15 protein-coding genes are annotated in these 13,113 nt (G+C 42.9%); 10 read left to right on the forward strand and 5 right to left on the reverse strand.

Annotated elements, in window-relative coordinates; all coding sequences use genetic code 11:
* The first annotated feature begins 177 nt into the window (after window positions 1-177).
* Window positions 178-1,128 (forward strand): uridine-preferring nucleoside hydrolase UriH, encoded by a 951-nt coding sequence (uriH, locus tag EAE90_RS14145; protein WP_214054028.1) that lies wholly within the window; start codon window positions 178-180, stop codon window positions 1,126-1,128.
* Between the two features lie 53 nt (window positions 1,129-1,181).
* On the opposite strand, the gene EAE90_RS14150 is transcribed toward uriH, so the two are convergent.
* Window positions 1,182-2,171: a glycosyltransferase gene (locus EAE90_RS14150; protein WP_214054029.1), complete on the reverse strand. Its 990-nt coding sequence runs from the start codon at window positions 2,169-2,171 to the stop codon at window positions 1,182-1,184.
* 551 nt (window positions 2,172-2,722) lie between these two features.
* Between EAE90_RS14150 and EAE90_RS14155 the strand changes: the two genes are divergently transcribed.
* The gene (locus tag EAE90_RS14155; RefSeq protein ID WP_214054030.1) at window positions 2,723-3,919 is read left to right on the forward strand and encodes an aspartyl protease family protein; all 1,197 of its coding nucleotides are present in this window, start codon (window positions 2,723-2,725) and stop codon (window positions 3,917-3,919) included.
* A gap of 44 nt (window positions 3,920-3,963) precedes the next feature.
* Here the strand turns inward: EAE90_RS14155 and EAE90_RS14160 are convergent, their stop codons facing one another.
* Both EAE90_RS14160 and EAE90_RS14165 read right to left on the reverse strand, forming a co-directional pair.
* A complete protein-coding gene (locus tag EAE90_RS14160) occupies window positions 3,964-4,575 on the reverse strand; it encodes a hypothetical protein (protein WP_214054031.1) in 612 nt (203 codons plus the stop codon).
* Between the two features lie 135 nt (window positions 4,576-4,710).
* Window positions 4,711-4,878 carry a helix-turn-helix domain-containing protein gene (locus EAE90_RS14165; protein ID WP_049582902.1) on the reverse strand — a complete coding sequence of 56 codons (168 nt, stop codon included), beginning with the start codon at window positions 4,876-4,878 and terminating at the stop codon, window positions 4,711-4,713.
* A 217-nt stretch (window positions 4,879-5,095) separates the two neighbouring features.
* On the opposite strand from EAE90_RS14165, the gene xreR2 reads away from it, so the two are divergent.
* The 3 genes from xreR2 to ccdB all read left to right on the forward strand — a co-directional run bounded on the left by xreR2 (window position 5,096) and on the right by ccdB (window position 6,044).
* On the forward strand, window positions 5,096-5,305 hold the full coding sequence (gene xreR2, locus EAE90_RS14170; RefSeq protein WP_214054032.1) for a cell morphology transcriptional regulator XreR2: 210 nt from the start codon (window positions 5,096-5,098) through the stop codon (window positions 5,303-5,305).
* A gap of 211 nt (window positions 5,306-5,516) precedes the next feature.
* Complete coding sequence (gene ccdA, locus EAE90_RS14175) at window positions 5,517-5,735, forward strand: type II toxin-antitoxin system antitoxin CcdA (protein ID WP_214054033.1); 219 nt, start codon at window positions 5,517-5,519, stop codon at window positions 5,733-5,735.
* Window positions 5,736-6,044 carry a type II toxin-antitoxin system toxin CcdB gene (gene ccdB, locus EAE90_RS14180; RefSeq protein WP_214054034.1) on the forward strand — a complete coding sequence of 103 codons (309 nt, stop codon included), beginning with the start codon at window positions 5,736-5,738 and terminating at the stop codon, window positions 6,042-6,044.
* 458 nt (window positions 6,045-6,502) lie between these two features.
* Here the strand turns inward: ccdB and xreR1 are convergent, their stop codons facing one another.
* A complete protein-coding gene (gene xreR1, locus EAE90_RS14185) occupies window positions 6,503-6,739 on the reverse strand; it encodes a cell morphology transcriptional regulator XreR1 (protein ID WP_214054035.1) in 237 nt (78 codons plus the stop codon).
* Between the two features lie 365 nt (window positions 6,740-7,104).
* The gene (locus EAE90_RS14190; protein WP_214054057.1) at window positions 7,105-7,770 is read right to left on the reverse strand and encodes a GntR family transcriptional regulator; all 666 of its coding nucleotides are present in this window, start codon (window positions 7,768-7,770) and stop codon (window positions 7,105-7,107) included.
* Between the two features lie 433 nt (window positions 7,771-8,203).
* Here EAE90_RS14190 and EAE90_RS14195 point away from each other — a divergent pair, with 433 nt between their 5' ends.
* From EAE90_RS14195 to EAE90_RS14215, 5 genes are all read left to right on the forward strand, one after another.
* Complete coding sequence (locus EAE90_RS14195; RefSeq protein WP_214054036.1) at window positions 8,204-8,932, forward strand: DUF969 domain-containing protein; 729 nt, start codon at window positions 8,204-8,206, stop codon at window positions 8,930-8,932.
* On the forward strand, window positions 8,932-9,948 hold the full coding sequence (locus tag EAE90_RS14200) for a DUF979 domain-containing protein (RefSeq protein WP_214054037.1): 1,017 nt from the start codon (window positions 8,932-8,934) through the stop codon (window positions 9,946-9,948). The genes EAE90_RS14195 and EAE90_RS14200 overlap by 1 nt, the downstream gene beginning before the upstream one ends.
* 11 nt (window positions 9,949-9,959) lie before the next feature.
* Entirely contained in the window at window positions 9,960-10,622 is a 663-nt protein-coding gene (gene pcp / locus EAE90_RS14205; RefSeq protein WP_214054038.1) for a pyroglutamyl-peptidase I, read from the forward strand.
* 103 nt (window positions 10,623-10,725) lie between these two features.
* A complete protein-coding gene (locus EAE90_RS14210) occupies window positions 10,726-11,484 on the forward strand; it encodes a LamB/YcsF family protein (RefSeq protein ID WP_246550752.1) in 759 nt (252 codons plus the stop codon).
* 17 nt (window positions 11,485-11,501) lie between these two features.
* A complete protein-coding gene (locus EAE90_RS14215; protein ID WP_214054039.1) occupies window positions 11,502-13,109 on the forward strand; it encodes a 5-oxoprolinase subunit B/C family protein in 1,608 nt (535 codons plus the stop codon).
* Window positions 13,110-13,113 lie beyond the last annotated feature (4 nt).

Below are 13,113 nucleotides of genomic sequence, written 5' to 3' on the forward strand. Positions count from 1 at the left end.
ACTCAAACTGGATGCACAACTTAATTATCGTTTATACGTTAATCAAATCACAATTATGAAACATTTTACTAATTATTTATGAGAACACTCCCCCAGATCTAAGATTTTGTCACGGAATAGAGGTTTTAACTGGATTATCCTCATTTTTTATATCACTTTCTCTGGCAAGGAGTAAAAATGACCACCAAAAAAATTATTCTTGATTGCGATCCGGGACATGATGACGCCATTGCGATGCTATTGGCACATGGCAACCCTAATATTGAGTTATTAGCCGTCACAACGGTTGTCGGTAATCAGACACTGGATAAAGTCACTCACAATGCGCTGGCGATAGCACATATTGCCGGTATTACCGGTGTGCCCTTTGCCGCTGGTTGTCATCGCCCATTAGTTCGCGATATCGAAACGGCATCGGATATTCACGGTGAATCTGGTCTAGGGGGGGTGAAGTTACCTAAACACTCCCGAACGCTTGATCCTCGCCACGCGACGGATCTGATCATTGATACTATTATGTCTCATCCGCCAAAAACAGTGACTTTGGTCCCCGTTGGCAGCTTAACCAATATTGCTCTTGCCGTCCGTAAAGCACCGAAGATCGTTGAACGGGTAAAAGAAGTGGTATTAATGGGCGGCGGGTATCACACTGCTAACAGAAGTGCAGTAGCAGAATTCAATATCAAAATCGACCCGGAAGCCGCGCATATTGTTTTCAATGAAAAATGGCCACTAACTATGGTCGGCCTGGATCTGACGCATCAAGCACGGGCCACACCAGAAATCATCAAAGCAATTTCACGTATTAATACCAACGTGTCTCGGTTTGTCGTAGAACTACTGGAGTACTATGGTGAAAGTTATCGGAAGAGACATGGTTTCAACAGCCCTCCAATACATGATCCTTGCGCCGTCGCCTATGTTATTGATCCTACAGTAATGACAACCCAAAAAGTCCCCGTCAATATTGAACTGAATGGTACCTTAACTGTGGGCATGACCGTAGCGGATTTCCGTCATCCAATACCAGAAGACGGCCACACCCAAGTCGCAGTCAAACTCGATCAACAGCGATTCTGGCAATTGATTATTGATACGTTGAAAAACATCGGCGATACCTGTGATTAAGATGGAAAATAACCACAGGTAAAGAATGATCACTAAAGCCGTTACTTTCAATATTAAACGGCTTTTAATACTTTTCTAAGTCGCGGATATCGACGAGCCAAACGCCAACGCAATCTAAACCCACGAGCATTTTTCCAGATCATCGACCAAATCCCACGTTCAAATAATTCATGAACGATCTGTTGTTTTATCGTAGAGGATTCTATCCCATTAATGGTATGCAAAATCCCTAGCCCCTCTTTCGCAATCTGCCAATGACACGCCGGTACTTGCTTAACTTGCTGTGGATACCGCTGATTAATCTTATTCAGCATCTCCAAAATTTTCATATAGTGATGTGCCGTCCTCACCTTAATACGATCATCAGCAGGAGCATGGGACACCGAGGAGGCGTGGATCAAATAATCATAAAAAGATTCATCAATATATTGCACACGATTTGCGGTTAACAAGAGTTCTGTGGTCCACGGAATATCTTGATGATGCAACCCCGGTTCAAACTGATAATGATGTTTTGTCAGAAAAGCCCGTTTATAGATATTCAGCCAAGTTACATGCAGGAATTTGCGTGAGTTCAGTGCTTGTTGCAACCATTCCGGCCCACTCAGAACCGCGGTAGAAGAGAGGCGATCGGAAGGAAAAATCTTTCTAGCAGGCCGACCATCATCGTAAACATAATGACCATTGCAAGTAGCAATATCCAGATCATTATTCTGAGCTATCTCTAACAGCCGGTTATACATCCCCGGATAAATGACATCATCAATATCAGGGAAAGCCACATAATCACCTCTGGCTTTCGCTAACCCCGTGTTACGGGCAACAGAAACCCCTTGATTCTTCTGAGTAATAATTTCTGTCTTTGGGAATTGCTCGGCATATTGTTCAATAATCTGACGACTATTATCTGTTGAACCATCATCAACCAAAATTAACTCAAAATCAGTTAACTTTTGCCGAGATAAATTGACAAAAAATTGCGGTAAAAACCGCTCTCCATTATAAATAGGCACGACAATGCTGAGTTTTAGTGATATAGACATAAAATCAATATATTCCTTTAGTACAAAAGTGTTACTTTTGTATATTGATATCACCTAGATATTTATCAGGAAAATAATTTCCAAATATAAATCCAAATCCAATAAATATTTATTAACTTTATATTACACCTAAAAATAAAATAGTCATGATTTATAGTGATTTTTACTTCAAATCATTATCATTGATATACATTATATAATCAAACACATCCAGATAATTTATCTTTTAATGCTATCTCTATTGCCAATTAATTATTATATAAATATCACCATTAGCAATTTTTACCGTTCAAATTTATCAATAGCCGACATTTTCACCAACATTACCGATTAAACTAATAATAGTTCAACCATAGTTAAACAATTACTCACTATATTTCACATCAACTAATATAAAGCAGATAATAATATCCGCAATGAAGCTGAGCTGTACTGGCAACGGGTACTACCCTAGCTCATACGCAACATTTTATTGCTTCCAGTACATTATGTTGGGTTTTACCGGACCCCAGACTTTCATCTTCCATCCCCTAGAAAAGGAATCTAATATTATGAAAAAACAGGAAAAGATAGCCTCTCGGTCAATTATTACCGCCAGTTTGCTGACACTGATAACGGGCTGTAGCCATATGGAAAAAATCCATATGCCAGAAGAAAATAAACCCGTCCTTTCTACTAAGCTGGACATCCATCAGCCAACATCGCTCATTGTTCCTGTCACTATCTCTGGTAAAAAATATCAATTCTTGCTGGATACCGGCGCCAGTTATACCTTCATCGATAATAAGCTGGCAAAAACGCTGACACAAACCACACCAGAATCAAAAATACCAGTTACCTTCCACCGTATGCTGTCCGATGGACTGGTTACAACCAGTGAAAAACGCTTACACAAAGCTGACCTAACATTATGGCAACCGCTGGCGATTACCCTCGGCAATCATACGGTGCCAGGCTCTGATCCCTGGATTGGCATTGATATGAGTCTCTTTAATCAGTCTATTGGTCAGGAGCTGGATGGTATTCTCGGGATTGACACTTTTCGTCAGTTAAACTGGGAAATAAATAACCTGAACCACACATTGACAATATGGCGCCATGCGCCTTCAATCCTAAATTATCAACAATGTGAACCTTACAGTGATAGCTACGGCAAATCTCCCGCAATTCAGGTTTCTAATGTCGTTTTTAATATAGATACCGGGGCCGATTACAGCTATGTCGCTCAGGAATTTATTGAATATCTGAAAAAAGAGCACAAAGATAAGATTTCGGCAGGAACTAGTGTCAAATACGCGTCCGCTAGTGGGCTTGATAGTAGTAAAGAGTATCTAATTGATGGCTTTTACTTACAGCAACTGCCGGTAGGTCGTCTGAGAATTGGCGAAAATAAAAGTGGTCTCTACAATCTTGGTATGAGTTTCTTCTCACGTTTTGATGATTATCTGTTTATACCAAATAAAATGCTACTCTGTTTTAACGCCAAAAACTTTACCCGTTATGACAGCCCATTACTTCGCACGATTGCAATTCGTTATTTTAATAACAAAGTAGAGATATTTTACAACGATCCCAAAGATATTGAAAAATTTGGATTAAAGAACGGTGATATTGTACTGGAAGTTAATGGTCAACCAGCCCTTCCTAAGGATATCACCTATCTTCGCAATCAGTTGTCAGAGACACCATCGGGTAAATTGACAATAAAAATTGAACGAAATAACGCCCAGAAAATTATAACCATTTAATAAAGCTATTTATTGAGGGAGAATCTATAACTCCCTCAATAAATTCATTCCTCAATTTGGTATTTATTCTTTTTATAAGCGAGATAGGTTTTAGGTAGATTTTTTTCTTTCAACAACTGCCATATTGCCAATGCCTGCTTTTTTCCTTTATCTTTATTTTCAGGATCAGCAATAAAATCGCTAATAAAATTATTCAAACGGGCAGAAGGAATTTGTGGAAGCCTCCCTACCTGCTTTTTCAGAGCAGCTAAATGTTCAACCAAGTCACCATAGGTAATTTGCTTGTTATTGGCAATTTGCGCCTTACGCCAATGATTCAGCCAATACCATTGGCCGGATTTATCTGGTAATGGTCCATATCGGCTATCCACTTGCGCTAGCAAGAAATTTTTCGTCTGCTTGTCGCCCACATAATTAATAACTAAACTCTCCAAAGTCAATAAATCTCGACCAGCACGATCTCTTTTATTAGGAATAGCAACAGGCAAATCACCAGAATAACCAAACAAGCATGACCGAATATGTAACTCAAGCTCATTCTTTTTTAAGTGACTTGTTGCAATCCCTAAAGATTTAGCAAACTGCCGAAGTTCAGTTACGTAAAAATAACCATTCTCAAACGCTTCCTGACTCATGCCTTTATGCAATTCACTCACAATGACACTTCCTTAATTGTATTTGCCAGTTACCGTTAACCCATTTGTTCAACCTTATTAAGGTTAGCATGGTAATTCATGTCAACAAAAAGATAAGGTAATAAAGTTTCTAAGCAATAAAGCGGAAAGCGACTGTTAGCCTTTTGATTTAGTGCTGAAATCAAACAGATCTGTTAGCTCAATCTGTAAACCATTCGCAATAATATTGATAATTTCAAGCGTAGGATTTCTAACTCCACGTTCAATACCACTGATATACGTCCGATCAATTCCACATTTATCGGCAAAAGCTTCCTGAGACATGCCAGACGATTGCCTGAAATACCTAACTCTTTGTCCAAAAAGGAATTTTACAGCATTTGGCTTTTTCATCCGATAAGTATCGAATTATGTTACTTATCAGACCACGGACTATGAGTCACTTTTTATGGTAAGTTATGTTATCATATGTGACTTATAGTCTACTATGTAACGATTTACCTTTTCATATCAAAGTTATCCGTAACACGGAGGATTAATAATGAAAAATCAGGACTGGCACCCAGCCGACATCATCGCAGAGCTGAAAAAACGCGGCACATCGTTAGCCGCCGTTTCAAGAGAGGCAGGGTTAGCATCATCTACCCTTGCCAATACCCTGCAACGCCGCTGGCCTAAAGGTCAACGGCTTATTGCCGCGGCTTTAGATTGCGATCCCGCTGAAATATGGCCTTCGAGGTACGCAAAGTAAGTGGCTGTAAATTAAAGTGGAGTAGTTTATCAATAAGATAAGCTGCTCCAATCTACTTTATATCATTCGGTAAGAATAATGATTACTTGCCATTTATCTTTTCCTGCCCGCAATCCATTTCCTCGTGCAAACGTAAAAAATCAGGTTGCCTTTTGTTTTCACGAAATACACTCTTTTAATGTGTACTTAAAGTGTGTTTTTAAGGTGTGCTATGAAGCATAGAGTTAACGTAACAGTTGATAAAGAAAATTATCTGCTCCTGAGTTCAGACAGTGTAAATATTTCAGGTTTTGTAAATGAAGTCATGACCAGAGAAGCTCAACGAATCAAAACTGAAAGTTGGAAAGCAGATAATCGCAAAGGAATGGAAGAAGTTGCTCAATTTATTGAACAATATGGCTCATTTGCTGATGAAAACAGGAACTGGTAAATGCAATTTGTTGTTTATCAATACAAACGGAACGAAAGCAAATACAGTATGTTTGTTGATGTACAAAACGACATCATTGAAACACCGGGAAGGCGTATGGTTATTCCTTTGGTTGAAGCGCATCATTTTTCAAGCAAGGTGAGTCGTCATCTATTTCCTATAGTGCAAATCAGAGATGAAAATTACCGACTTTTAACAACAGAACTTTCAAGTGTCTCAGAAAGAGTAATTGGAGGGAAAATCACTGATGTGAGCCAATGGTCATCTGATATCAAAGATGCTCTTAATCTCTTGTTTTGGGGAATTTAAATATCGCTACTTACAATCTTTCGGAAAAAAACTAGCAGGTTTCAGGAGCCTGTAATATAAACTCATTTGCCTGTCACCTCTAAAGGGTTATCAGTATTCATAGCATTATTGTTTCCTTAACCGAATTCCATTGCCCGGCTTAGAACCCCATATCTGGCTTTCAGTTTTCTTCGCTGGAAAGGCTGAATGTCCTATTGTGGCAGATGACGGATAATCTGCTATTCAAAGACTACAAGAGCAGGTACCGAGAAGATCTGCCTGAAACACAGGCAGATCAGTGACAATGCAGACGATGTTCTCACCTGCGGCGATTATTTTCATCAATCAATGGTTATGAGACGGTGGACCAGAAAGCGATTCAAATTCCTAACTGTAGCGGCAGAATAAAATCTTCTGACGAGAGGGGAAATAATAGAACAACAGGAAAAAATAAAAACTCAATGCTCAAATAGAGTCGACTAACTCTTTTTCTCCGCATCAAAGTCAAACAGATCTTTTAATTCGATCTGTAAACCACTTGCTATGACATTAATAACTTCAAGCGTAGGATTTCTGACGCCGCGTTCAATGCCGCTGATATAAGTGCGATCAAGCCCACATTTATCGGCAAAAGCTTCCTGAGACATACCAGATGCCATTCTGATATATCTAACTCTTTGTCCAAAAATGGATTTTATGGTGTCAGGTTTTTTCATTCGATAAGTATCGAACGATGTTACTTATCAAACCACGGACTATAAGTCACGTTTTCCTGTAACTCATGTTACTAATATGACTTACAGCAAAAATACGATGAATTATGTTTTAAATAATCAAGTGATCTGTCATTTGGCAGGATTAAAAAGCTCAACATCATGGCACAAAAGGCAAATATAACTTCTCTTATCATTTACTTCCTTGATCTCTATAGACACTACCGCCTTTGTCTGGGAAGGCGCCAAACAAATATCACGTTACAAATCAAAAATATGAAAAAATTTTAAACATATTAATTAAATTAATTTATTTTATCAATAAATTTACCAATCTAGTCGCAGATATTATCTTTTCTTAATATCTATTAAGCACGATTTTTGCGCGTATAAGCCGCTAATACCGTACGTTCTGACTGCTCCAGATAGCTTTTTAACTCGGAGGCCGCACTTTCTGGTTCACCTTTCTCAAGTAACGCCAAAATATGGGCATTCTGATCAATATAGGGAACATAAAAAAGTTCAGGATCGTTCAGATAACCAAAAGCCAGCCGCAATTCCGCAGAAATATGCCCATAGAATGTTATCAGCCGTTCACTGTCAGTCAGTTCAACAATAGCTGAATGAAATGCCATATTTGCGGTTCCAACACCGATCCAATCCTGAGTATCACGACACCGTTTCCCCATTTCGATTGCACCGCGCATGTGTTCAACCGCAGGATGCATAGGATAAGATTGCGCCAATGCCTGACACTCAATAAGCCGCCGGATTCGATAAATATCGATAATAGAAGCGATACTCGGAGTGGCGACGAAAACTCCGCGGTTAGGTTGATATCGCAGTAACCCTTCCTGAGTCAGTACACGAAAAACCTCACGTAATGTATTACGCGATATTTCAAGTTGTTCGCTCAAAGCCGCTTCTGATAGCCGTTGACCGGGTGATAACTCTCCAATAATCAATTTCTGCCGGATAATATCTGTAACTTTTTCACTTAACGTCTTAGGAGAGGAATTATCTTTTTTCATCATAATTAATTGAAAGAACGGACCAAATGTAGCAAACCCGACCACAAGTTCCCGGCTGCTAAAGATAAGAATGGCAGGCATCTTCACACATTCACCTACTGCCAGCAAGCATAGAGCTCTTCCCCGCTGACTGTTTTCTACGCCAGAATAATTATTGCCTCACGATAGTGCATTCAATGCACCACCATAGAACATCACTACGGTAAAAAGTGATCTGCATTTCATTTTTATCATTAAAAAATAATTTTATTTGCCTATTCTTTCGCCTCACTCTATTTATTGTTCAACAATACAAAAACAATAATTTAACAATAAATGCAAATTATCCAACGATGGTACGCATATTGCTTAGATATACATTTATCCACCACACAGGAATTCAGCCTATGACAACACAGCAAGCAACCGCGATTTTTATCCACCGAGGTGACACCACATGCAACAGATTGTGAATCTATGGCCGTTGATTGGCATCGCGGTTATTGTCGTGGGTTTTTTACTTAAGTTTAACCCGGTATTGGTGGTGATTGTCGCAGGGATAATTACCGGACTGGCAGCACATATGCCGATCACCGCGATTCTGGAAAAGCTAGGTTCCGGCTTCCTTAATACCCGAAATTTGCCACTAATTTTGCTGTTGCCGCTGGCAACTATCGGCCTTTTAGAACGACACGGCTTAAAAGAACGAGCTCAAACCTGGATTAGCAATATTGAAACAGCAACCGCTGGACGTTTGCTGATCATCTATCTGTTCATTCGTGAAATAACCGCTGCGCTAGGGCTGACCAGTTTAGGAGGACACCCACAAATGGTGCGCCCCTTGCTGGCGCCAATGGTAGAGGGGGCTACGGAAAACCGTCATCATGACCTGCCTGACGATGTACGTTATCGCCTGCGGGCCATGTCGGCAGCAACCGATAATGTTGGGCTGTTCTTCGGTGAGGATATCTTCGTCGCCTTTGGTGCAATCATCTTTATGCATAACTTTATGCTAGAGTCCGGCGGCATCCAAACAGAGCCACTACATATCGCCATGTGGGGGATCCCTACCGCCATCTGTGCTTTTCTGATCCACGCTTTCCGCTTGTCTCGTCTTGACCACCAGATCGCTACCAAGCTGGCAGCACTGAATGGCACAGACAAAAATCGAAGGAAGGGGAAGTAATGTTTCAGCAGCAATATCTTTATTGGCTGGCAGGCGTGATCCTGTTGGCCGTAGCAATAATGTCCTGGCGCGATCACGCCAACCCTCGCCGCCTGACCACCAGCCTGTTCTGGGCGCTATATGGCATCGTATTTTTGGTAGGCGACTGGACTTACCGCTTAATAGCACTATGGGCAGACAACGAAGCCGAGGCCCAAAAGATGCTACATATCGGTATCGGGCTAATCGTCGTATTGATGGCGCTGACGGCAGGTTTTGGCGGTGTACGATTGGGCAGCTACCATCAACGCACACCTCAGCAACGGCAGGAAAGCGCCTCCCGTCTGGGTAATCGTCTATTTCTTCCCGCGCTGGCAATCCCTATCGTCACGGTGATAGGCGTATTACTGTTTAACCACATCCCTGAGTTACAACAAGCGCTGTTCGGTACCGGCAACCATGCCACGCTGGTGACACTGTTTTCCATGACAGTAGGCTGCTTAGTCGGATATGGAGTTGCACTGAAAATGACACGTGAAAATGTAACTCAATCAACCCAAGAGGCGCGTCGCTTACTGGATTCCATCGGTTGGGCCTTTATCCTGCCACAGATATTAGCGACGCTAGGGCTATTATTTACCGTAGCAGGCGTCGGTACCGCAATTTCTCACCTGACAGAGAATTATCTGGCAGTGGATAACCGATTTATCGCGGTGGCGACATACACACTCGGCATGGCGCTATTGACGATGATCATGGGCAACGCCTTCGCCGCGTTCCCGATTGTTACCGCCGGGATCGGTATTCCCATTCTGGTACTGCAACATGGCGGTAATCCGGCGGTCATGGCCGCTATCGGCATGTTCTCGGGCTATTGCGGTACACTGATGACCCCAATGGCCGCAAACTTCAATATCGTTCCTGCCGCACTACTGGAATTACCAAATCGCAATGCGGTCATTAGAGCACAAATCCCCACTGGAATAGCGCTGCTGATTGCCAATGTTTTTCTGCTCTATTTTTTGATGTTTTTGTAAAGAGAGATCTCATGAAAACCATTCTGATTACCGCTTTTGAACCTTTTGACGGTGAAACTCTCAATCCATCGTGGGAGTCGGTCAAACAATTGCAAAATCAACAGCTATCTGGAGCACATATTGAGACACGCCAGCTCCCATGTGTATTCAATACTTCTCTCACCTGCCTGTACGCAGCTATTGATGAGATACAACCTGAACTGGTCATTGCAGTGGGACAAGCCGGCGGCAGGCCAGATATCACGGTGGAACGCATAGCGATTAACATCAATGATGCACGTATTCCCGATAATCAGGGCAATCAACCCATTGATACCCCAATCGTGGCAGCAGGGCCTGCGGCCTATTTCTCCACCTTGCCGATTAAAGCCATCGTCAGTGGCCTGCAAGCCGCAGGGGTCCCTGCTTCGATTTCACAGAGTGCCGGCACATATGTCTGCAACCATGTCATGTATGGCCTACTGCACCATCTGGCGCTGACTTATCCCAAAGTACGTGGTGGATTAGTACGTGGTGGATTTATCCATATTCCCTACCTGCCTGAACAGGCGGTAAAACACCCCGGCGCACCCAGTATGGCGCTGGAAACAATAACAATGGCACTGAAAATCGCTATTAATCAAGCATTAGCAAACAGTGAGGATATTGTTATTAGCGGAGGAACGACTCATTAATTCAACGTCTATCGACGTAGCGGGAATTGCCTATCTGTAGAACTAATAAGCATCCTGAATTTTTTACTACTTTTTGGGATATCACTGTATTGGGGTCACGATTATGAACATGATTGATTTAAATAGCGATCTTGGCGAAAGCTTTGGTCAATGGAAAATGGGCGACGATAACGCCATGCTGAGCATTGTCACCAGCGCCAATGTCGCGTGTGGATTTCATGCTGGCGATCCTGCCGGGATACTTCAAACCTTAAAATCTGCCCGTGAAAATCAAGTGGTTATTGGCGCTCATGTGTCTTATCCAGATCTGGTAGGATTTGGTCGCCGTAATATGGATATCTCCAGTAATGAGCTGATCGCTGATGTTATTTACCAGATTGGCGCGTTAAAAGGTCTGGCGACAGCGGCGGGAACCACCATAAGTTATGTTAAACCGCACGGCGCACTGTACAACACCATTGTCCATGATGAATACCAAGCCCTTGCTGTTATTACGGCAATTCGTGAAGTGGATGACAATTTAGCGCTGGTTGGATTAGCTGGCTCAAAAATATTGGATTTAGCGAGGGAAAAAGGCTTGCGTACCGTTGCGGAAGCCTTTGCTGACAGAGCTTACACCCCACAGGGCACGCTAGTTTCCCGCCGAGAAAAAGGGTCTGTGCTTCATGATGCTAATGTCGTTGCCCGGCGTATGTTGCAATTAGTGACCGAAGGGGGAGTTGAAGCCATTGATGGCAGTTTTACCCGTATTCAGGCAGATTCCATCTGTGTTCATGGTGACAGTCCAGACGCGGTAGAAATGGCACGTCAGGTGAAACTAACCCTGCAACAAGCCGGGATCGCCGTACGCTCCTTTATTTAAATGCCCAGGAGTGCCTAGTGCGTTTTTTACCCGTTAATTTAGATGCCATTATTGTCGAGCTTCATGATCTGAATGAAACGCTGGCGTTATTTGATTCACTTAACGCCAGCCCCATTCCAGGCGTAGAAGAAATTATTCCAGCGGCCAGAACACTGCTAATTCGATTTCGTCCCAATGTGGTTTCCACAGCCAAACTTGCCAAAGAAATCAATGGCCGCAACCTGAATACACTGGATAGGACAACCGGGAAACTCGTTGAAATTCCGGTGTATTACAATGGTGATGATCTGGTTGAAGTGGCAGAAATTCTCGGCATCACCACACAGGAAGTTATCAAGCGACATACAGAAAGTGAGTACACCGTTGCTTTTACCGGATTTGCCCCCGGATTTGCTTATTTAGTCGCAGATTCAGACCGTTTACATGTCCCGCGCCGAATGACGCCAAGAGCGCTCATCCCCGCGGGATCAGTCGGTCTGGCTGGCGAATTCAGTGGGATATACCCTCAAGCCAGTCCGGGAGGTTGGCAAATCATCGGTATCACGCCAGAACGTATGTGGGATCTCTCACGTTCTCCCTCTTCCCTGTTGCAACCCGGTTTCCGGGTACGTTTCAGAGATCAAGGTAAAGGCGCCACAATCACTAAACCCGTCCCCCCTGTTGCGCCTATAGAGAACATTCTATCTTCACAAGTTGATAAACACGCCTCGCTGGAGATCCTAACCACTGGAATACAAACACTTTTTCAGGATTTAGGGCGTTCAGGGCAGGCTAGTTTAGGTATTTCTGCTGCCGGAGCGTTAGATAAAACAGCGCTGAGAAGCGCCAACCGGATCGTCGGTAATCCATCGGATAATGCATGCCTGGAAATTGTACAAGGAGGATTAAGTTTTATCTCTCATGGCAATGTCATTATCGCTGTCACAGGCGCTGACTGCCCAATCACTGTTCAAACAACATCTGGCCGAAAGTTTCGGGTTGGTGGCTATCAGCCTATTGATCTGAGTGACGGTGATAAAGTGACACTCGGAACGCCCAAAGCAGGAGTACGTTCTTATTTGGCAGTGCGTGGCGGCTTTGCTCAGCAACCTATTCTCTCCAGCCTCTCTTACGATACGCTGGCACACATTGGCCCCAGTCCAATCGCTATAGGCGATACTTTGGATATTCTGACTCTCACACAGGGTTCCGTTGTATCAATGGATGAAAGCTCGGCTTTCAATATGCCTACTTCTGACGATATCGTTACACTGGATATCGTTCTGGGACCACGCACTGACTGGTTCACCGCAGAAGCGCTATCCCTGCTACAAAACCAACTTTGGCAGGTTACACCACAATCTAATCGAGTCGGTATTCGCCTGTATGGCGACACACCATTATCGCGTATTAACCATAAAGAGTTACCGAGTGAGGGAACGACCACTGGCGCAATTCAAGTTCCCGCCAGTGGTCAACCGGTTCTGTTTTTAGCCGATCACCCTTTGACCGGTGGCTATCCAGTTATTGGTTCCGTTGCCAGCTATCATCTCGATCTTGCGGGACAAATTCCTGTCAATGCTCGTATCCGCTTCAACCCCATCACTGAATTTCACGAAATAAAAGAGAGCGATTGCCGCTCATGAGTAC

Origin of the sequence: Photorhabdus caribbeanensis (genome assembly GCF_018448885.1) — a bacterium.
GTDB classification, from domain to species: Bacteria; Pseudomonadota; Gammaproteobacteria; order Enterobacterales; family Enterobacteriaceae; genus Photorhabdus; species Photorhabdus caribbeanensis.

Bases quoted from the DNA above. Each gene is read 5' to 3' on its own strand.
- uriH (WP_214054028.1), top strand. From the start codon at position 178: ATGACCACCAAAAAAATTATTCTTGATTGCGATCCGGGACATGATGAC.
- EAE90_RS14150 (WP_214054029.1), bottom strand. From the start codon at position 2,171: ATGTCTATATCACTAAAACTCAGCATTGTCGTGCCTATTTATAATGGA.
- EAE90_RS14155 (WP_214054030.1), top strand. From the start codon at position 2,723: ATGAAAAAACAGGAAAAGATAGCCTCTCGGTCAATTATTACCGCCAGT.
- EAE90_RS14165 (WP_049582902.1), bottom strand. From the start codon at position 4,878: ATGTCTCAGGAAGCTTTTGCCGATAAATGTGGAATTGATCGGACGTAT.
- xreR2 (WP_214054032.1), top strand. From the start codon at position 5,096: ATGAAAAATCAGGACTGGCACCCAGCCGACATCATCGCAGAGCTGAAA.
- ccdA (WP_214054033.1), top strand. From the start codon at position 5,517: ATGAAGCATAGAGTTAACGTAACAGTTGATAAAGAAAATTATCTGCTC.
- ccdB (WP_214054034.1), top strand. From the start codon at position 5,736: ATGCAATTTGTTGTTTATCAATACAAACGGAACGAAAGCAAATACAGT.
- xreR1 (WP_214054035.1), bottom strand. From the start codon at position 6,739: ATGAAAAAACCTGACACCATAAAATCCATTTTTGGACAAAGAGTTAGA.
- EAE90_RS14190 (WP_214054057.1), bottom strand. From the start codon at position 7,770: ATGATGAAAAAAGATAATTCCTCTCCTAAGACGTTAAGTGAAAAAGTT.
- EAE90_RS14195 (WP_214054036.1), top strand. From the start codon at position 8,204: ATGCAACAGATTGTGAATCTATGGCCGTTGATTGGCATCGCGGTTATT.
- EAE90_RS14200 (WP_214054037.1), top strand. From the start codon at position 8,932: ATGTTTCAGCAGCAATATCTTTATTGGCTGGCAGGCGTGATCCTGTTG.
- pcp (WP_214054038.1), top strand. From the start codon at position 9,960: ATGAAAACCATTCTGATTACCGCTTTTGAACCTTTTGACGGTGAAACT.
- EAE90_RS14210 (WP_246550752.1), top strand. From the start codon at position 10,726: ATGAACATGATTGATTTAAATAGCGATCTTGGCGAAAGCTTTGGTCAA.